This window comes from Candidatus Accumulibacter meliphilus (genome assembly GCF_036625345.1).
GTDB classification, from domain to species: Bacteria; Pseudomonadota; Gammaproteobacteria; order Burkholderiales; family Rhodocyclaceae; genus Accumulibacter; species Accumulibacter meliphilus.
Genome location: NZ_JAZKTZ010000013.1, coordinates 15,449 through 34,548, shown reverse-complemented (window position 1 = coordinate 34,548; position 19,100 = coordinate 15,449). Strand labels below are relative to the sequence as shown.

The window sequence follows — 19,100 nt, the reverse complement described above, 5'->3', positions numbered from 1 at the left end:
TCCAGCGCAAACGGGGCGGCCGTTCAGGTCGCCTGTTTCACCCCCTCCCTGCAATCGTTTAACTTCCCTTACCGGATTTCTGGCAGCCAGATTTTCAAGCCGTTGCGCGCGAGCATCGCGCGCCCGAGCAAGAAGTCGAAGTTCATGGTTTTCACTTGTTGAATGAGCCACGGACGCCCGAATGAAAACCTTCTCGGTCAGAGATAACAAATCAAAGCCCGCCACTGGCGCCCGGCGGCAGCTACACCGACCCCAATCAAGAAGCGTCGACCGTCAGCTCGACACGATTCGCCGCATCATCCAACCCAAGCTGCGCATCGGTCAGCCCAACGATCATTTTGAGCGCGAGGCCGACCGCGTCGCCGACCATGTCGTCGCCAACCGCGCGGTGGCCGACATCAGCCCGCTCGGTAGCCATTTCTCCAGCCCGGTGAGTTGCGCCAGCGAGGTCGACAACCGCGAGGAACGCGAGCAGGGCGAGATCCAGGCGCAGGGCAATGAGGAAGATGAGGAGGCGGTGCAGACCCGGCTGCTGCAACGTCAGGCGGACAACGAGGAAGAGGAGCCGGCCCAGACCGGGCTATTGCAGCGCCAGCCGGAAGAAGAGGAAGAACCGGGTCAGGCCCGCCTCATCCAGCGCCAAGCCGAGGAAGCGGGGGCGCTACAGACCCACCCGCTGCAACGCCTGCCCGAGGAAGAGCCGCTGCAGGCCAAGGGCGAGGTGACCACATCGCATGCCGCGGCGCAGGCCATCCACAGCCCTTCCGCCGGCGCTCCGTTGCGCCCGGATGTGCGCTCACGCCTCGAGGCCGGCATCGGCACCGACCTGTCGACCGTACGCGTGCATGAGGACAGCAGCGCCAACCAGGCCGCCGCGGCGATCAACGCGCGCGCCTTCACCCACGGCAACGATATCTGGCTCGGCGAGGGGCAGTCGCAATCCGACCTGCACCTGATGGCGCATGAAACCACCCACGTGGTGCAGCAACGCGGCGGCATGCGCGCCGCGCAGCGCGAGATCAGCGCCACCACGCCGCGTGTGCAGCGCTTCTGGAACCCTATCAGCGCCATCTCCAACGCCGTCAGCAGCGCCGTCGAATGGGTCGGCGAGACGGTCGGTGATGCCGTCAACTATCTCAAGGAGCGCGCCGCCGAGTTCGTGCGCAGCATGCCGGGTTACCGCCTGTTCACGGTGGTCTACGGCAGCGACCCGATCAGCGGTGGGCGCGTCGAGCGCAACGGCCGCAACTTCATCGAGGCCGGTCTCGACATCATCCCCAACGGCGAGTCGCTGAAGCAGAAGCTCGAAGAGGAAGGCGCGCTGGCCGAGGCGGCGCAGTGGCTCGACAACGAACTGCTGGCGCTCGATTTCAGCCCGAGCGAGATCGCCAGCCAGTTCGCCGCGTTCTGGAGCAGCCTCAGCATCTCCGATGTGACGCGCCTGCCCGAGGTGATGCAGCGCTTCGCCAACATCTTCCTCGACCCGCTGGAGCGCATCCGCCGCTTCGCCATCAACGTCGCCAGCGAGTTGCTGCGCATCATCAAAAACTATGTCGTCAACGCGCTGATCGGCTTTATCCGCGAGCATACCAATGCTTACCCGCTGCTGACGGTGATCCTGGGGCGCGACCCGATCTCCGGCGAGGCCGTCGAGCGCACCCCGGTCGCGCTTTTACGCGGCTTCATGCAGCTGTCGGAAAGCGGTCAGGAGCAGCTGCGCCAGATGGAGGAAAGCGGCAGCCTGCAGCGCGCGGCCGAGTGGCTGGATGGCGCAGTGGAGCGCCTCAACATCACCTGGGAGGTAATTCGCGAAACCTTCAGCGCTGCCTGGGAGGCGGTCACCATCCAGCGCCTGCTCAACCCGCCGGCGCTGTTCGTCGAGTTGTACAACATCTTCGCCGGCCCGGTCGGGCGCATCCTCGCCTTTGTCTGGGAGATCGCCGTAGCCGTACTCGGCTTCATCAAGGATGCACTGATCGGTCGCCTCGTCGCCTATGCGCACACGGTGCGCGGCTACCCGCTGATTAGCGTCATCCTCGGCCGCGATCCGCTGTCGCAGGAGTCGGCGGAACGTACCACGCCCAACATCATCCGCGGCTTCCTGAGCCTGATGGAGAACGGTGAGCAGCAGTACCAGGAGATGGAGCAGAGCGGCGCCATCGCGCGCATGAGTGCGCGCATCGAGGCGGCGATGGCGGTACTCAACTTCACCTGGGAGTACATCCGTGGCCTGTTCGCGCGGGCATGGAATGCCTTCAGCCTACAGGATCTGGCGGCGCCGCTGGAAGCATTCGCGAGGCTGATGGCGATCTTCGGCGCACCGATCCTGCGCCTCGTCGCCTTCGTCGGCGAGATCATCCGCATCGTCATCGAGGTCATCATGGAGGTTATGAACTTCCCCATCGACCTGATCCGCAACATCATCACGCGCGCGTTGCAGGCCATCGATGACATCCAGCGCGACCCCATCGGCTTCCTCAAGAATCTGCTGCGCGCGGTCAAGACAGGCTTCGAACAGTTCTTCGGCAATATCCTGCAACACCTGTTGAATGGCCTGACCGGCTGGCTGTTCAGCGAGCTGCGCGAGGCCAACGTCAACCCGCCGACCGATCTGAGCTTCCGCTCCATCCTCGGCTTCGTGCTCGAGGTGCTCGGCATCACCGTCGAGCGCATCTGGCAAAAGCTGGCCGAGCGCATCGGCGAGGAACGGGTGGCGCGCATCCGTGGCATGATCGATCGCCTCAGCGGCATCTGGAGCTTCGTGCGCGATGTCGCCACGCGCGGCCCGGTGGCGATCTGGGAATACATCCAGGAGCGCTTGAGCAGCCTGTGGGATACGGTGCTCGAATCGGTGCGCAACTGGGTCGTCACGCGCATCGTCGAGCGTGTCGTCACGCGCCTGCTCAGCATGCTCGACCCGACCGGCATCATGGCCGTTATCAATGGCTTCATCGCCTTCTACAACGCGGTGCAATCCTTCATCCGCTACCTGCGCGAGATGCTGGAGATCGTCAACTCCTTCGTCTCCGGCGTCGCCGACATCGCGCGCGGCAGCGTTGCTGGCGCCGCCAACTACCTGGAGGGCGCGCTCGCCCAGGGCATGCCGGTGGCCATCGGCTTCCTCGCCAACCAGGTGGGGTTGAGCGGCATCGGCCGGCGCATCGGCGAGATGATCGAGAGCGTGCGCGCGCTGGTCGACCGCGCGCTGAGCTGGCTGGTGGATCGAGCCGTCAGCGCCGGCAGTTCGCTGCTCAACATGGGGCGCAACGCGGTGGCGTCGGTGGTCGACTGGTGGCGTTTGCGCAAGAACTTTCGCACCGAGAGCGGCGAGAGTCATTCGTTGCACTTCCAGGGCCAGGGCGCCGGCGCGCAGCTGATCATGCAGAGCGATCCGGTCGATATCCGCCGCTGGATCACGCTCAAGCGCGCCACCCCCAACCTGTCGGCACAGAAACAGACGGCGCTGGGCAACGTCGAGCGGCTGGCCAACGAGATCGACACCATCAAGGGCGACAGCTCCACCAACCCACGGCCGATGGAACAGGTGCTGGACGAGCTGGCGACGCAGATGCAGGCGCTGATGGGCAGCGATACCCTGGCGGAGGCCAAGATCCACCCCGACTTCAGCAGCGGCTGGTTCCGCCCCGGCGACCTGTACCAGTTCATCATGAACACTGAGAGCGTCAGCCGCAGCACCGCCGGCAACCGCGTCAATGCGTGGAACGACGATGTGCGCACCTGGCAGAGCCACGAGAACGATCCCTACAAAAAGTTCTCGTTCGTCGAGGCCAGCAAGGAGCGCATCGTCCCCAACACCAGCCGCCGCACGCTGTTCGGCTTCGGCAACAATATCGAGAAGGACAGCTCCAGCGGCTGGGCGGTGATGATCAAGACCATCGACCGCGATCACTCGCAGACTCATGCCATCCAGACCGGCTACAAAACCGCGCAGCAGGTCCGCGCCGACCCCAACTGGTTCAGTGCGGCGCTGGGTGACGAGAGATTCCGCAAGACCGCGGCCGTCTTCGAATGCGCGCGCCGCCGCCATGGCAAGGGCACGCGCAACCCGTTCTTTGGCTGGGGCCCGGCCATCATGGGGCATGACGATTCGCAACACGAGGGCGCGGCCGGCTACTGGAACCAAACCGGACACCGCAATGATCGAGCCGCCAACGCCGACTGGAATCGGCAGGTGTCCAGCTATTGGGGGCCGGAGCATACCGACACCTCGTCATGGTCGGGTGGCTTTGCCCCCGATTACAACGATCCCGCCACCGACAGTCACCCGAGCTGGTGGAACCGCAACAGTCCCAACTGGTATGGCAAGGTCAACGCCTCCTATACCTTCTTCCTTGATGAATAACCGAACTGATGCAGACAAAGGAGCACAAAATGAAAACGATCATGACCTTGAGTGGCGCATTACTGGTGGTGGCGGTGATCGCCGCGATCTTCTACGGTGGCTATGCGGCCCTGCAACAGCTATGGCTGCTGGTCATGGCGCTGGATGACACGCTGCGGCTGGTGCTGCTGTCATCGCTGGCGGTGGTTCTGCTCGGCGCGCTGATCATCAGCGGTGCGATCAAGTCAGCGGCGCGCGGCGGTGAGCGGGCGCGCCTGTTCGATGCAAGGCTGGAGCTGTATCGCGGACTGCTGGAGCACTACGAAAACCTGCTGAGCGCGGCGTCAGCAAGCGAACGCGCACAACAGGCCAGCGCACTGGAGTCACTGCAGGTCGATATCGCGTTGCTGGCCAATCGCCAGGTCATGGATGCGCGCCAGCGACTGGAGCGGGCGATTGAAAGTGGCGTCGATCGCGATGCGATGCAATCCGGTTTTCGTAGACTCGTCGTCGAAATGCGGCGCGACCTGGGGCATCGCACACCGTTGGCGGATATTGCTGGTATCACCCGGACCAGCAGCCAGCGCCATGAGGCAGGGCCGCAAGGCTGCCAGCAGGTCGGAACCTAGCAGCCTACAGGACTTAATCAACAACCTGTCTTCCTATCCCTACACCAAGTCATTGTCTGCGCCATCGACGAGGAGGCCAAAGCCCAAGCCTACCTGGACAAGGCACAGGAGACGCTGAGCAAGACCTCTGCGTGTAGCGGTGCTGGCGGCGTTGAGCATCTGGCAGCCAAACTCGAGATCGAACAGTTCATCGCACATGCCGTACGGCAGATTGACCAGACCCGGCGGCGCGTCATTCTGGGAGAAACCATTCCGCATGCCGAGAAGGTCTTTTCGGTATTCGCGACACACACGGAATGGATCAGCAAAGGCAAAGCCGGCGTGCCGGTCGAACTGGGTTTACGGGTCTGCGTCATGGAAGACCAGCACCGCTTCATCCTGCATCATCAGGTCATGGAAAGGCAGACGGACGAGCAGGTCGCAGTGGCCATGGTCAAAGCGACCAAGCAGCATTTTGCCAACTTGGAGGCCTGTAGTTTTGACAAAGGATTTCACTCACCGGCAAACCAGCAGGAACTACAGGCGCATTTGAAACTGGTGGTGTTACCGCGGAAGGGCAAACTGTCGCAACAGGCACAAGCTGCGGAAAGCGCGGAGGATTTCGTCAAGGCGCGACGTCAGCACTCGGCGGTCGAGTCGGCGATCAACGCACTGGAGGTCCATGGTCTTGATTACTGTCCGGATCATGGGATTTACGGATTCAAACGCTACGTGGCGCTCGCTGTAGTGGCCAGGAACATCCATCGCATTGGCGCCATCCTGAGGGAACGGGAAAATCGGCGGGCGAAGCGCAAAACCCGATACGCAGATCGCGACAGGCCCCATAAAATGGCGGCATAGCCCGCCAAGCGTTTTTCCATGCAGTCACTCCGGCCGCTGTCCGAACGGCTTGCTCGAACACCATTACACTCGCGTATTATGGCTCGCAACCGACTGAAGTCTGCCAGCGCAACGCGGGACGAACGAGAAAATCCTTACCAAGCGAGGTTTTCAAGGCGGCGCGCGCGCCAAAAACCGGGGTTTTCGGTCAGGCATTATGTAAGCGAATTCCGCCGCCAATGGTTGCCGCCAAATTTGCGCTTTCTTTCGCCACAGCAAACCGCAGCCAATAACCTTGCCGTCACCACCAAGGCACTCACGCCCAATGCGCATCCGGCGGAATATCTGCCCTGGCTCTCAGCTTCCGGTCAGGGTCATGAGCAGCGGCGTGCTCAGCGCCGCCAGTGCCGTCGACAGGACCAGGCTGCTGGCCACCGGCCCTTCGAGCGTCTTGAACTGACGCGACATCAAATAGACGTTGGCGCCGACGGCCAGCGAGGCGAGGAGCACCACGACCTGCGTTTCCATCGCCGGCAGACCAATCAGCAGGGCCAGCGCCCAGACCACCAGGGGTTGCACGATCAACTTCAGGCAGCAGATGGCAACGCTGATCTGCCAGCCGGCGCGCACGCCGTATTCTGCCAGCCCCATGCCCAGGGCAATCAGCGCCAGCGGCGCCGCTGCCTGCGCCAGCATCCCAAGCGGCTGCGCCAGCAGGGTCGGCAGCGGCCAGCCGGTGAGGCCGAACAATGCTCCCGAAAGAATGCCGGCAACGATCGGATTGGTCAGCACACCGCGCGCCGTCTTGGCGAAGCCGTGCAGCGAAAAACTGCCGTGCTGCGCCCATTCGATCGACACGCTGAGCAGGGTCCACAGGATCAGCGCGTTGAACACCAGCACCAGGGCCACCGACGGCACGGCCGCCTCGCCGAGAGCGACCTTGGCCAGAGGCAGACCGAGCAGCACATTGTTCGAGAACACGCCACCGAGGGCAAATACGGACTGCCCGACGCCGTCCAGTGCAAACAAGCGCCAGGCGACCAGGCGGCCGATCACGAACACGATCAGGCAACCGCCAAAGAAAGCGATCAGCAAACGTGCGTCGACCGGCGGCAACTTAGAGAAGTCGCTCATCATCCGGAAAAGCATCGCCGGCAAGGCCACCGAGAAGACGAAGCGCGAGAGATTCTCGGACATCGACGGCGGCCAGCCACAGCCGCGCATCAGCAGGTAGCCGGCGAGCACCAGAACAAACAGCGGCGCGGCCAGCCCGACATGGCTGACAAAGGTCTCCATTACCGCCGACCGGGCGCGCGCCTCACTCGCCGAAGCACGGCGGACGCTTTTCGCGCATGGCGGTCATCGCTTCCTGGAGATCGCTCGAGATGAGCATCGCCGCATTCCACGTGGCCACGTAGTTCAAGCCGTCGGCGACTGAATGATCGCGTCCGTAGTTGAGCATTTCCTTGCTGCCACGAATGGCCAGCGGCGACTTCGCGGCGATCGTCCGGGCGATCTGGCGAACACCGTCGAGCAAGGTCTCCGGAGTCTCGAAAAGCTGATTGATGAGGCCGATCAGCTTGGCCTCGAAGCCATCGACCTTGCGCCCGGTATAGGCCATCTCGCGTGCCATGCCGTCCGGAATCAGGCGCGGCAGTCGTTGCAAGGTGCCGACGTCAGCCGTCATTCCGACGTCGATTTCACGCACCGCAAACTGTACGTCAGCGGCCGCATAGCGCATGTCGCAACAGCTCACTAGGTCGATCGCCCCGCCGATACAGGCGCCGTGAATCGCTGCCAGCACCGGCTTGCGACAACGCTCGACGCTCGACAGGCAATCCTGCAAATCGAGGATCACGCGGCGCAGCAGCTCGCGTCCGCGCGCCGGGTCGCGATGCGCGACGCGCTCGCTGACGCCAGCCAGCATCGCCAGATCGATACCTGCGCAGAAATTCCGCCCGGCGCCGCTGAGCATCACCACCCGTACCTCATCGCTTTCGTCGGCCCAGGCGAAGGCCATGCGCAGTTCCTGCCACATGGCCTGATTGATGGCGTTCGACCGCTCCGGGCGATTCAGGGTGATTTCGGCAAGCCCCTCGTTCAGCACGATGGCCATGGTCGTCAACTCTGGAATGGCAGTGCTCAAGCGGTTCTCCTGAAAGTGATGATTACCTGGTCGAAGCGCTTCCTGCGTACTCCTGGCGGGGCGCCGCAGTCGCAATCGCAGTCGCAGTCACGTGCCCGTGCAGTGTAATTGATTTGTCGGCTCGCGCCGTCGGCGGCCAATTGGCGCGACAATGGCCCCCTCACTGGCCCCCTTCGTCCCCTTCGGCCCCTTCATCCCCTTCATCCCCTTCGGCCCATTCGGCCCATTCAATCATTGCCTTGCCCTACCCTCCCTACTCGCGCATGCACTCGACCTCGACCACCGCTGTTACCGCCGCCATCGCTTCCGACCTACGCCCCGGCGCAGCCGAGATCCTCTACTGCGACGCGGCGCTGCTAGTGGTCAACAAGCCGGCCGGCCTGCTCGCGGTACCTGGTCGCGGCGAAGACAAACAGGACTGTCTGAGCAGGCGCGTGCAGGCCGAATTCTCCGATGCCTTGGTCGTCCATCGTCTCGACATGCACACTTCCGGGGTGCTGGTATTGGCACGTGGAAAAGAGATGCAGCGGCGCTTGAGCAAGCAGTTCGCCGAGCGCCAGGTCGACAAGCGCTATGTCGCACTCGTCGCTGGCCGGCTGCCGGCGGCCAGCGGCGAAATAGACCTGCCACTGAGCGCCGACTGGCCGCGACGGCCGCGCCAGAAAGTCGACCCGCTCGCCGGCAAGCCCTCGCTCACCCGCTACCAGGTGCTCAGCCACGACCCAAGCAGCAAGCGCTCGCGCCTGCTACTGGTTCCCCTGACCGGGCGCACGCACCAGCTGCGCGTGCATCTGCTGGCCGTCGGCCACCCGATCATCGGCGACGCGCTCTACGGCAGCGCCGAACTCACGGTGGCGAACACACGCCTGATGCTGCACGCCGAGGTGCTGGCCTTCGCCCACCCCGAGAGCGACCAGCCGCTGCGCTTTTTGTGCCCGGCCCCGTTCTAGATCAAAGCCAGGCGCTGTCCGCCAGGCGACAATCCCCGACTGACGAGGCGCGCCGGTCGGCACCCTACTCGTCTGCCTAACGGTCATGACTGCTGGAGACACCCCACCTCATGAAGGTCATGACCGTTTCCCCCTCTTCCCCCGGCCCTTCTCCCGCAGGGGGAGAAGGGAGCTTCGTGAGTCGCTTGCGCGACTTTCACATTAAACGGCCATTTCCAGGCAACACCTACATCGAGGCAAGCTGAACATGCGGTTTTCGGATAAACCCCTCTGGCTAGTCGGTTTCAGACCGTTCTTCGCCCTCGCCTGCCTGTCGGGGCTGACCCTGCCGGTCCTCTGGGCACTGCTCTTCTCGGGCACTCTGGCGGCACCGGCGGCACCGACAGCACCATTTTCGCCGACCCAGTGGCACGCACATGAAATGTTCTTCGGCTTCGGCTGGGCAGTGATGGGTGGTTTCCTGCTCACCTCGACCAAGAACTGGGTGAAGATCCGCGGCTACCACGGCACGGCGCTGATCCTGCTGGTCAGCGCCTGGCTGCTCGAACGCGCTGGCATGTGGTTTGCCGGCGCCCTGCCGCCGCTACTCTTCCGCCTCTCCAACAACCTCTTCCTGGCCACGATTGTCGCCATGCTGTTGTGGTCGCTGATCCGCCACCGGCAGAGCGATTCCTTTCGCGACAACTACTTCTTCCTGATCATCCTGCCGCTCTTCCTGGTTGCCAAGAACCTGCTGCTCAGCGAAGCGCATTTTCAGGCCGGCGCGAGCATGGCCCTGGCCCTCTTCCGGGTGGCGTTTCTGGTCATGCTCGAGAGGACGCTGACGCAGTTCATGAAGAACGCGATGCAGGCCGAAATCCTGCGCAAGGCAGTGCTCGACACCGGCATCAAGATGCTCGCCGTGGTACTGGTTTTTGCCAGCCTGCTGCCTGCCCCCGTTTCGGCATGGAGTGGCCTCTTGCTGGCGCTGCTGCTGCTCGTCCGCTTCGCCTTCTGGAAGCCGCAGCTGGCGCTGCGCCGGCTGGACATCGGCATCATGTATCTCGGCTACCTGGCGATCGTCGCGCAACTGCTGCTCGAGTTCGTGGCGCTGGTTGCGCAGCCGGCCTGGGTCGGCTCGCTACCGATGCACGTCTTCACTTTCGGCGCCATGGGTCTGGTCATCCCGGCCATGTTGATCCGCATCGTCAACGGTCACACCGGCCGGAAAGTCGTTTTCGATGGTCTCGACAAGGCCGTACTGTGGATCATGATTGCCGGCTTCGTGATCCGCATCGTCATCCCGCAGATCGATCCGGCCAACTACCTGCGCTGGATCGATCTCGCCGCCGCGTGCTGGTTCAGCTGCTTCGCGATTCTCGGCTGGCGTTACATCCCCTACCTGCTGCAAGCACGGGTCGACGGCAGGGAACACTGAGCGAAGCGCGCCGACATCGTGCGTGCTGTAGGCTTGCCGGCCGTCAGCCGCAGGACTTCTGCGGCGGTGACGATGTAACGCTCATCCGTGCTTGTGATGAGCACCGTTAACGTGGTGATTCAGCGCCAGTTCCCTGCTCGCTTCTTCTTCGATGTCCTTGAGATCGGCGAGCAAACCTTCATCGGACAAATCCACCGGCGTGGAATGCTCCCAGTCATGATGAACGACCTGGCGCAAAGGCTTCGCGACATCCTCATCATGCACAGCGATGGCCAGTTCGCGGCGGCTGTCGAAGCTGCCCGGCGCCAGGTTGATCGAACCGATCAGCGCGCGCGCACTATCGGCGAAGGCCATCTTGCCGTGCAGTTTGAGCCCTTTGAGCTTGTGCACCTTGGCCCCGATATCCTGCAGGATGCGCAGGCCTTCGACGCCTTCCACCAGTTTTCCTTTCTTCAGCGTGTGCGCCGGGCGTGCCAGGATGTGCAGCTTGACGCCGCGGCGAAGCGCCCGCACCAGACGCTCGATGATCACTTCGTCCTGATAGCGCTCGTTCTGCAAAAACAGGGTTTCCTTCGTTTCGTCGATGAACTGCGCGACCCGGTTTCGCCCATTGATGTTGCACCAGATAAGATGCGAGTCCTGGCCCGGATCGAAGGGCTGGCGCTCCCAATCGGCATCGAAACACTGCACGACCTCGTCCACCTCGTGGCGATGCGTCGTGACAATCGCGTAGTCGCGGGTTTCGGTGAAATTCCGCGTTTCCCAGTTGAGCGACTGGATGAATGCCAGCTCGCCATCGACGACCATCGACTTTTCGTGGGTCACGTCGATTGCCGGGTTGCTGTCGAGCACCGCGACACCCGCCTCCTCCAGTAGCTCACGCGTTTTCTGGTTCTCGGGTTCGCCACTGCGCCGGGCCGGATTCAGCATCACACGAACCATGACGCCACGCTGATGTGCGGCAATCACCGCCGCCAGCAGCGTCGGCTCGGAAAACAGAAATATCTTGATGCGAATCGATTCCTGCGCCGCCTCGATGGCGTCCAGGATGGGCTTGCCCGTGTCGTCGGGCATTACGATTAGCGAGCGTGCAGCCATGAAACCTCCTCGAATTCAGATGATGTGCGGCGAATCCTCAGCTTGGCGAAGCGTCGGAGATCGCTTGTTCTTTGGCTTCCTTGGGCTCCTTGGGCTCCTTGGGCTCCTTGGGCTCCTTGGCTGGGGCATTTGCCGAGAATTCCTCCTGCATGCTCGTCAGCTTGCGAATCCCGAAAAACACGGTGATCGACATGAAAATGACGAGGAAGCCGGTGAACATTTCTTCGGCGTGGAAGTGCGCCGTGCGATTGGCCACATATGCGGCGAGAATGGTTGCGAGCATGGTCAGGTTGAGTAGCCAGTTGGTCGTCTTGGACACCAGATAGCTAAGAACGCCGAAGCCGGACAGCTGGTAGATCATGAACGGCAGGATGGCAGCAAAGGGGATGAGTTCGGAGGCTCCAAGCGCAATATCCGCGGCACCGGGTGCCTTGGCGTGCAGCAGCGTGCTGTTCGCCAGCTGGTGAAACAAGGCTGGCAATGCGCAGAGAAAGGGAACGACAGACAGGAATGCGATGACCAGTTCCCCACACCACAGACTGATCTGCGACTGCGTGTCGGCCCCTCCACTCGCTGCCTGCGTAGCGATGAAGAGTCCTGCAACGACCGCCGTTGCACAGGAAAGCAACAGCAGTTCGATGGTGACCCCGAATGCGGCGGGCTCGCCGGCCTTGATCAACAGCAATGCGACAAAGCCCGGGGTGAAGAACATCACCCGTACCAGCCGGGTCCACAAGCGAGGATCACGGTCGGGGGGAAGAATCGGTAAGGCGGTGCCATCGACGCCGACGCTTGGTCTTTCTTTTGACATATCGTGTTTCCTCCGGAATGTTCGAGAAGCTGATCTGCCGATTATATTGACTTCACTCGACCGGTAGCGCGGGATTTCGTGCGCGCCGGGATCACCGCCTACTCGCCTACTCGTTTATTCGTCCACGCTGTGGAGCTTCTGCACGATGACCGCCAATATCGCCGTCGACCAGCCGAACATCAGCATCGCCGTCATCGCTTCAAATGCCGACACGCCCTGCCATTCGTGCGGTAGGGTGATGCCCGAACTGCCCAGGGTGGTGTAGGCATTGACCGAAAAGAGCACGGCCTCCCTGCCTTTCGGCAGTATGCCCATCAGCAGATAAAACCATCCCCACGCCAGTACCTCTACCCAGTGGGTCACCAGCATGATGGCGACGACGCCCACGACAACCAGCCAACGACCAAAGGCACGGAAATGGCGCCCCAACAATTCGAAGCGTCGGTAGAAGGAACGGGCGAGACCGATTCCAAGGGCATGAATGACGACGCAGATGGTCACCGGAACGAGGGCGCTGGCGCTTTGCTTCAGGTAGATGAAGTGGAGAGCCCACAACTCCAACAAAGTCTCTTCCATCGTACTTGGTTCGGCCTTTCCCCTGCTGCATTCTGCAGTGACGCACTGCCGGAAAATTATACACAGCCCGACGAGCGCGGGATCATCCTGTTGTCCTGTTGCTTTCCCGGCAGGAGAACGACAGGTTTTTCCAGCGCCCGGCCGGCGCTACTTTTCCGCCTCTCCGGCACGCTCTGGTACCCTCAGGTACGCAACTTTCACATTAACGCATGCGGCGTACAAGCACCGCGACCACACACCACAGGGCCACCGGCAACCAGTCGAGCACCTGCGCCCCGGCAGCGGCTGCGCCGCCAGAAGCCGCCAGCCCGATGCGTGAAAAAGCCGCCACCGCCAGTGTCGCCATCAAGGCGCCGGTATGGCGGCCGGTGTGCAGCGGATTGCCGCTCTCGGCGGCCAGACCGATGGAAGCGCAGAGGATGGCGGCCCAGAAGATCCCGGTGACGAACTGACTCAGCAGCAAGGCCGCCAGCGAAACGGCAAGCGCCGTGCCGGCCAACGCCAGCGCACCGAGTGGACACGCCACCCGCAACACCTGCAGCGGGCCACGCGCACGCACCAGGCGGCCGACACCGAGCAGACCGAAGCTGAAGCCGATCCAGAAGACCGGCATCAGCCAGGGCAGCAGCGCCGGGTCCGCCAGCCGCTTGAACTGTGCCGCCGAGTTGAGCACCGAGTGCACCTGTTGGCCGAAGGCGAGCAACAAGGCCAGCAACAGCAGGAAGGCCCACGAGGCTTTCACCGCGCCGCCCGCTGTCGGAAAGGCCTCTGCTGCCGCCAGCGTCGGCGCCGCAGCCGGCAAGCGCCGCTCGACATAGACCAGCGCCAGCGCGGAAGCAGCCACTGCCAGGGCGCTGAGCAGGAACGGCAGCGCCGCATCCACTCCCTTGAGAAGGATTGCCAGGTAAGGCGCCAACGCCGACGCCAGCGCCAGCCCGAGCAACTGGATGCCGGCCAGGCGCGGCAGCGTCACCCGCCCGGCGTAGCGCGACAACAGCACGTACGGCGGTGCCCGCAAGGCCGACGACGTCGCCACCCAGACGCCGATGGCCAACAGGAAAAACACCGGCGTTGCGGCCAGCCAGGGCATCAGCAGCATCGCCAGCGCCGAAATCGCCGACAGCAGCACCAGCATCGGCCCGATCCTGCGCAACGCTGCACGCGCCCGATCGACGGCCACCCCCATCCACCAGTCGGCCAGCGCAAAGATCAACTGGTCAGCGGCAATGATCCACGGCAGATAGTGCTTGTCGATACCACCGCGCGCCAGTAGTTCGGGAAGAAAAATGACGTAGACCACCCAACTCAGCGCAAAGAAAAACTCCACTCCTGCCAATAACCAGGCAGCGCGGGTATCGCCCAGGGGGGATGCGGTAGTCATGGCGGCAATCGTGGCATGAAAATCCGTGCTCGGGGAAGCGCCATGTGCTGTGTGCCGGGCCTGGAGCAGCGCCTCTCAAGCGCTGGCTCCGGAAAGCTGGCCCTTCCGATATCGACGCCTGGTCAGCACTGTGGCAGCGACGATAGCAAGACAGGCAAGCGCGTTGCCGAAAAAAATCACCGCCATGACCAGGTCGCCAAGACAAGCGACCGAATAGGCGACAGTGGTTAAATGCGACAACAGAAAAAGTCCCCAGGTCAGACAGGAAACTGCCGTGGCGCCGTTCTCGTCACGGGCCGCTTTGAGGATCTGAGGGATGTAGGCGAGAATGCGGAGGGAATTGACTAGAGTGAACGCCGCGAAAACGGCACTGACCATCCATTTCTCGTGCAGCTCGAAATACGCTTGCCAGGAAGGCCCCAACTGGGACAAGGTCTGAACAACACTTTCAAGGTAGGCAAGCATCACGACACTCCCCTGCTGTAGCGAGATTAGTGGAGGGACCTGTGCGGAATCTACGGGAATCCCCCTCCGCGAACAAGACACGGCGGCCAGCGGCAAGCCTTCGTTGCGCGCTGGCCGCGAAAACCCCAAGAACCCACTCGAGGGCCTGACTTCAATGACACCAATCACCGTTGATCTCGCCAGAATCCTGCAAACCGTGCGCCGCCCGGGCGACTTTCATGTCACTGGCAGGAGTGAAATCTTTGCCCCGCAGATCGCGGTCGCCGGTGTCGGACTCATCTCATTGCCGCTCCTCCGGGCACAGGCCGAGCAGCTTGCCGCCGTCGCCGAGCAAGCCCCCTACGGTCGCGGCACAGACACGCTGATCGACACCGACGTCCGGCGCACCTGGCAGATCGGTCCGGATCATATACGCATCGACGGGCGCCACTGGCAGCAGAGCCTGTCGGCCATCGTTGCCCGCTGCACCGCCGGCCTGGGAGTGAGCGAGCCCGTCTCGGCCGAACTCTACAAGATGCTGGTCTATGACACGGGCAGCTTTTTCCTCAGCCACCGGGATACGGAAAAAGTGCCGGGGATGTTCGCCACCCTGGCCATCGTCCTGCCGTCGATCTACACCGGCGGCGAGTTGCTCATCCGCCATCGCGGTCGCGAAGTCTGCCTCGACCTGGCCTGCGCGGACAGCGCCGAGGTGGGCTTTGTCGCCTTCTACGCCGACTGCCAACACGAAGTGCGTCCCGTCACCTCTGGCTGCCGCCTGGTCCTGATCTACAACCTTGTTCGCCAGGGGCCAGGCCGCCTGCCCGAGCCGCCGGCCTACGACGCGGAGCAGGAGGGCATCAGCGACCTGCTCCATCGCTGGGCCAAGGCCGCCAACACGTCGGCGCCGGAAACTGACCCATCAGACTATCCCCTCGACAAACTGGTCTATCCGCTGGAGCATGCCTACACTCCCGCCGAGATCGGTTTCGCACGCCTGAAGAACGCCGATGCGGCGATGGCGACAGTGCTTGCCGCCGCGGCCCGAAGTGCTGCTTGTGAGCTTTATCTGGCCTTGCTCACCATCGAAGAAAGCGGCAGCGCCGAGTTCACCTATCCCAGCCGGTCGTCACGATACAGCCGTTATGGCGACTACGAGAGTGCAGACGAGGACAACTTCGAGGTCGGCGAAGTGTTCGAGCGCTCGCTGACGCTTTCCGACTGGCAGGCGCCCGACGGTAGCCGGCCGCCGCTCGCCAGCCTGAGCTTCACGGACGAGGAACTCAGCCCACCGGATGCACTGCAGGACGAAGAGCCCGACGAGCAGATGTTCCTGGAAGCCACCGGCAACGAAGGCGCCAGCTTCGAACGCAGCTATCGGCGGGCCGCTTTCGTGCTCTGGCCGCAAGCCGGGCGGCTGCAGGTCATCGTTGGCGGCGGCCTGGACGTCTCGCTGCCCTACCTGGCAGATCTGGCGCAGCGCTGGGCCGCAGGCGCCGAGGAGATCGGCTCCGCTCTCTGGAACGAGGCACACCAGCTGGCGACCCTGCTGATCGCCAACAGCGACGACTGGCGCAAGCGCCGCTGGCCCCCCAGCGATGCTCCGGCGCGGGCAGCAAGTATGCTCGCCAGCCTGAGCCAGCTACACGACAGCAATGCCATCGCCTCCTTCCTGGCCAGCGTCACCGCCAATGGCCACTACGGCCGTGACGACAATGATGCAATCGCCGAAGCCAGCAGCCTGCTGCCAGCGTGGCAAGTCGGCGAACTACTCGAACCTATCCTTGCCCGTAACACGGCCTACCACGCCGACGCTTGCGCTGAACTGCTCGAACGCGTGTCCATCCGCCTTTCTCCTGCCGAGAGTTCCGCCGGCTGTTCGAGCTCCGCCGCGGGCCACGAGCCCGGCGTGCTCCTCGAATCTGCAGCGGCAGCCCTGCTCGCCGCACTGCCGGGCGACCCGGCCCTGACACCCGGACCGGAAGTCTGGCCACGACCCGAGCCTATCACCACGGCGCTGGTCACCAAGCTGCTTACCGCCATGTGCCGTCTTGGCATGCTGGCGATGGGCGAGCGTGCCGTCGACCACCTGCTCGCCTGGCCCCAGGTTTTTGCTCTCGACACCACCCTCGTACCCGCTGCCCTGCAGCTCAACCAGGAAGCCGCCACCGTTGATTGGCCTCCGACACGACGCCTCAAGGCGGCCTGCCTGGCGCATCTCGAAAAACGCATCGCCGAACCGCTGGCAGCACCGACGGATTTCACCCGCGCGAGTCATATTGCGTGCCGCTGCGAGTATTGCGCCGAGCTCTCTGCCTTTCTGGCCGACCCCGTCCGTCAGCTCTGGCTTTTCAAGGCCGCCCAAACGCACCGCCAGCACGTGGAAAATTCGATTCGCACTCATGGCTGCGACCTGGACCGCGAAACGCGGCGCCAGGGTAGTCCGCATGGTCTGCTGTGCACCAAGAACCAGGCGAGCTACGAACGGCGGCGAACGCAGCGCCAGAAGGATTTCGAACACCAGGCTCGCCTGCGCAGTGCGCCGCCCGAATCCTGAAGTCCTCTGCCTCGACTGCCCCGCCCGCAGCCCGGCCCCGTCGCCTCAGCGCTGGCGCAAGGGGTCGAGCAATCCGGAGAGGCCGTTGTGGTCGAGCTCGTGCATCAGCGCCAGGAGCTGGCCGAGCTTGCCCGGCGGGAATCCTTCGCGGGCGAACCAGTTCAGGTAATTGCCCGGCAGGTCGGCGATCAAACGGCCTTTGTACTTGCCGTAGGGCATGCTCCAGGTCAGCAGCAGTTGCAGGTCGTCGGCGTTCACTCGCCGATAGCCGCCAGGATTGCCGTCAGGAGTTGCCAGGCGCGTCCGACGGAAGCGATCTCGACACGCTCGCCCGGCGCATGCGCGCCGCGGATGGTCGGCCCGAAGGAGACCATATCCAGACCCGGGTAGCGGGCAGCAATGAGGCCGCACTCGAGACCGGCGTGAATCACCTGCACCGTCGATTCGGCGCCGAACTGCCGCCGGTAGACCGACTGGCAGAGCGCCAGTAGCGGCGAAGCCGGATTCGGCGTCCAGCCCGGATAGTGGCCGGCTTTCTCGACGGCCGTTCCCGACAGGGCGAAAAGCGCCACGATCTCGTCAGCGAGGGCGGTGCTGCCGCTCTCGATCAGCGAGCGGACCATGAAATTGCAGCCGCCACCGCTCGGCGTGATGCTGACCATGCCGAGGTTGTTCGAGGTCTCGACCACTCCGGCAACGCTCAGGCTCCGGCGGCGCACTCCGTGCGGCGCGGCAGCGAGCGACGCCAGCCAGATGAACTGATCGTCAGACGACATCACTTCCGCAACCGAGGCCGCGGCGAGATCGATTTCCAGCGCCTCGTCGACGCCCCGCAATTCATCGCGCAGCAAGGACTGCCACGCCACCAGGCGGGCTGCCAGGGCATCGCCATCCCCGACCGGCACGACCAGCGTCGCCGAGGCTTCCCTGGGCAGAGCATTGCGAGCCGACCCCCCATTCAGTGCTGCCAGGCGAAGCGGAAAGCGGCTCTCCAGATCACGCAGCACGCGCACCAGCAGTTTGATGGCGTTGCCGCGCTCGGCGTCGATATCGATACCCGAATGCCCACCGCGCAAGCCGCGCAGATCGATGCGCCAAGCCGTGAAACCGGCCGGCAGAGCTTCCGCGCGACCCTCGCGATGCACATTGACATCCATACCACCCGCGCAGCCGAGGTAGAACTCGCCCCACTCCTCGGTATCCAGGTTGAGCAGCAGCTGCCCCTGCAGCAAGCCGCCCTCCAGGCCGTGCGCCCCACCCATGCCCGCTTCCTCGTCGACGGTCAGCAGCGCTTCGAGCGCTCCATGCGTCAGCGAGTCATCCGCGAAGACGGCCAGGATCAGGGCCACGCCAATGCCGTTGTCGGCTCCCAGCGTCGTATCCTCGGCCAGCAGCCAGCCATCGCGGCACAGCGGCTGAATCGGATCGCGGGAGAAGTCGTGCACGGTGTCGCTATTCTTCTGGCAGACCATATCCAGATGCGCCTGCAGAACGACGCCCGGCGCCTCTTCCATGCCGCGGCTGGCCGCTTTGCGGAGCAGGAGATTGCCGGCCGAATCGACCGTCGCCGACAGTCCCCTGGCCAGCGCCCAGGCCTGAATCTCGTCGCGCAAGCCCCCTTCCGCTTTCGACTGGCGCGGAATACGGCACAGCGTCGCGAAATGCGCCCAGACGGCTGCCGGCTCGAGGGTGGAGAAAACGGGGTCGATACTTCCAGGGAGGGTGTTGGTCATGGCGGATGCGCACGTCTTGGCGCCAGGAAATGTGTGGTGTGCAGGATACGCGCTCCTGGCCTGCGCTTCCAGAAGCCTGAAGCCTGATGCTTGCCTCCGAATTCACGTCCGCGCCCTGCCCGAAGCTCGCTGTTCAAGGACGCCCCCCTGCCGAAGCCGTAGAATTGGCAAACAGCGACGCCCCACAGGAGCCAGGA

Annotated in this window: 14 protein-coding genes and 1 pseudogene; 6 read left to right on the top strand and 9 right to left on the bottom strand. The window is 63.6% G+C overall.

Annotated elements, in window-relative coordinates; all coding sequences use genetic code 11:
- Positions 1-181: 181 nt before the first annotated feature.
- The 3 genes and pseudogenes from V5B40_RS21225 to V5B40_RS21215 form a co-directional block, all read left to right on the top strand.
- Positions 182-4,363 (top strand): eCIS core domain-containing protein, encoded by a 4,182-nt coding sequence (locus tag V5B40_RS21225; protein ID WP_332356428.1) that lies wholly within the window; start codon positions 182-184, stop codon positions 4,361-4,363.
- 29 nt (positions 4,364-4,392) lie between these two features.
- Positions 4,393-4,971 carry a hypothetical protein gene (locus tag V5B40_RS21220; protein ID WP_332356427.1) on the top strand — a complete coding sequence of 193 codons (579 nt, stop codon included), beginning with the start codon at positions 4,393-4,395 and terminating at the stop codon, positions 4,969-4,971.
- Between the two features lie 78 nt (positions 4,972-5,049).
- Positions 5,050-5,811 (top strand): annotated as a pseudogene (locus tag V5B40_RS21215) (ISNCY family transposase); the annotation flags it as partial.
- Positions 5,812-6,147: 336 nt separating this feature from the next.
- Here V5B40_RS21215 and V5B40_RS21210 read toward each other — a convergent pair.
- Together V5B40_RS21210 and V5B40_RS21205 are read right to left on the bottom strand one after the other, a co-directional pair.
- The gene (locus tag V5B40_RS21210) at positions 6,148-7,086 is read right to left on the bottom strand and encodes an AEC family transporter (protein ID WP_332356426.1); all 939 of its coding nucleotides are present in this window, start codon (positions 7,084-7,086) and stop codon (positions 6,148-6,150) included.
- A gap of 22 nt (positions 7,087-7,108) precedes the next feature.
- Positions 7,109-7,936, bottom strand: coding sequence for a crotonase/enoyl-CoA hydratase family protein (locus V5B40_RS21205; RefSeq protein ID WP_332356425.1), 828 nt, complete (start codon positions 7,934-7,936; stop codon positions 7,109-7,111).
- 239 nt (positions 7,937-8,175) lie between these two features.
- Between V5B40_RS21205 and V5B40_RS21200 the strand changes: the two genes are divergently transcribed.
- On the top strand, positions 8,176-8,886 hold the full coding sequence (locus V5B40_RS21200) for an RluA family pseudouridine synthase (RefSeq protein ID WP_332356424.1): 711 nt from the start codon (positions 8,176-8,178) through the stop codon (positions 8,884-8,886).
- A 247-nt stretch (positions 8,887-9,133) separates the two neighbouring features.
- Positions 9,134-10,303, top strand: coding sequence for an NnrS family protein (locus V5B40_RS21195; RefSeq protein ID WP_332356423.1), 1,170 nt, complete (start codon positions 9,134-9,136; stop codon positions 10,301-10,303).
- An 81-nt stretch (positions 10,304-10,384) separates the two neighbouring features.
- Here the strand turns inward: V5B40_RS21195 and V5B40_RS21190 are convergent, their stop codons facing one another.
- The 5 genes from V5B40_RS21190 to V5B40_RS21170 form a co-directional block, all read right to left on the bottom strand.
- Positions 10,385-11,401, bottom strand: coding sequence for a phospholipase D-like domain-containing protein (locus tag V5B40_RS21190; protein ID WP_332356422.1), 1,017 nt, complete (start codon positions 11,399-11,401; stop codon positions 10,385-10,387).
- A 37-nt stretch (positions 11,402-11,438) separates the two neighbouring features.
- On the bottom strand, positions 11,439-12,212 hold the full coding sequence (locus V5B40_RS21185; RefSeq protein WP_332356421.1) for a hypothetical protein: 774 nt from the start codon (positions 12,210-12,212) through the stop codon (positions 11,439-11,441).
- Positions 12,213-12,326: 114 nt separating this feature from the next.
- Positions 12,327-12,788, bottom strand: coding sequence for a hypothetical protein (locus V5B40_RS21180; RefSeq protein WP_332356420.1), 462 nt, complete (start codon positions 12,786-12,788; stop codon positions 12,327-12,329).
- A gap of 202 nt (positions 12,789-12,990) precedes the next feature.
- Entirely contained in the window at positions 12,991-14,169 is a 1,179-nt protein-coding gene (locus tag V5B40_RS21175) for an MFS transporter (RefSeq protein WP_332356419.1), read from the bottom strand.
- A 75-nt stretch (positions 14,170-14,244) separates the two neighbouring features.
- On the bottom strand, positions 14,245-14,637 hold the full coding sequence (locus V5B40_RS21170) for a hypothetical protein (RefSeq protein WP_332356418.1): 393 nt from the start codon (positions 14,635-14,637) through the stop codon (positions 14,245-14,247).
- A 151-nt stretch (positions 14,638-14,788) separates the two neighbouring features.
- Here V5B40_RS21170 and V5B40_RS21165 point away from each other — a divergent pair, with 151 nt between their 5' ends.
- Positions 14,789-17,170: a 2OG-Fe(II) oxygenase gene (locus V5B40_RS21165; protein WP_332356417.1), complete on the top strand. Its 2,382-nt coding sequence runs from the start codon at positions 14,789-14,791 to the stop codon at positions 17,168-17,170.
- Between the two features lie 45 nt (positions 17,171-17,215).
- Here V5B40_RS21165 and V5B40_RS21160 read toward each other — a convergent pair whose 3' ends face one another.
- Both V5B40_RS21160 and V5B40_RS21155 read right to left on the bottom strand, forming a co-directional pair.
- Complete coding sequence (locus tag V5B40_RS21160) at positions 17,216-17,428, bottom strand: DUF3820 family protein (protein WP_332356416.1); 213 nt, start codon at positions 17,426-17,428, stop codon at positions 17,216-17,218.
- Positions 17,425-18,903 (bottom strand): aminoacyl-histidine dipeptidase, encoded by a 1,479-nt coding sequence (locus V5B40_RS21155; protein WP_332356415.1) that lies wholly within the window; start codon positions 18,901-18,903, stop codon positions 17,425-17,427. Before V5B40_RS21155 ends, V5B40_RS21160 begins: the two co-directional genes overlap by 4 nt.
- Positions 18,904-19,100 lie beyond the last annotated feature (197 nt).

Bases quoted from the DNA above. Each gene is read 5' to 3' on its own strand.
- V5B40_RS21225 (WP_332356428.1), top strand. From the start codon at position 182: ATGAAAACCTTCTCGGTCAGAGATAACAAATCAAAGCCCGCCACTGGC.
- V5B40_RS21220 (WP_332356427.1), top strand. From the start codon at position 4,393: ATGAAAACGATCATGACCTTGAGTGGCGCATTACTGGTGGTGGCGGTG.
- V5B40_RS21210 (WP_332356426.1), bottom strand. From the start codon at position 7,086: ATGGAGACCTTTGTCAGCCATGTCGGGCTGGCCGCGCCGCTGTTTGTT.
- V5B40_RS21195 (WP_332356423.1), top strand. From the start codon at position 9,134: ATGCGGTTTTCGGATAAACCCCTCTGGCTAGTCGGTTTCAGACCGTTC.
- V5B40_RS21190 (WP_332356422.1), bottom strand. From the start codon at position 11,401: ATGGCTGCACGCTCGCTAATCGTAATGCCCGACGACACGGGCAAGCCC.
- V5B40_RS21185 (WP_332356421.1), bottom strand. From the start codon at position 12,212: ATGTCAAAAGAAAGACCAAGCGTCGGCGTCGATGGCACCGCCTTACCG.
- V5B40_RS21180 (WP_332356420.1), bottom strand. From the start codon at position 12,788: ATGGAAGAGACTTTGTTGGAGTTGTGGGCTCTCCACTTCATCTACCTG.
- V5B40_RS21175 (WP_332356419.1), bottom strand. From the start codon at position 14,169: ATGACTACCGCATCCCCCCTGGGCGATACCCGCGCTGCCTGGTTATTG.
- V5B40_RS21165 (WP_332356417.1), top strand. From the start codon at position 14,789: ATGACACCAATCACCGTTGATCTCGCCAGAATCCTGCAAACCGTGCGC.
- V5B40_RS21155 (WP_332356415.1), bottom strand. From the start codon at position 18,903: ATGACCAACACCCTCCCTGGAAGTATCGACCCCGTTTTCTCCACCCTC.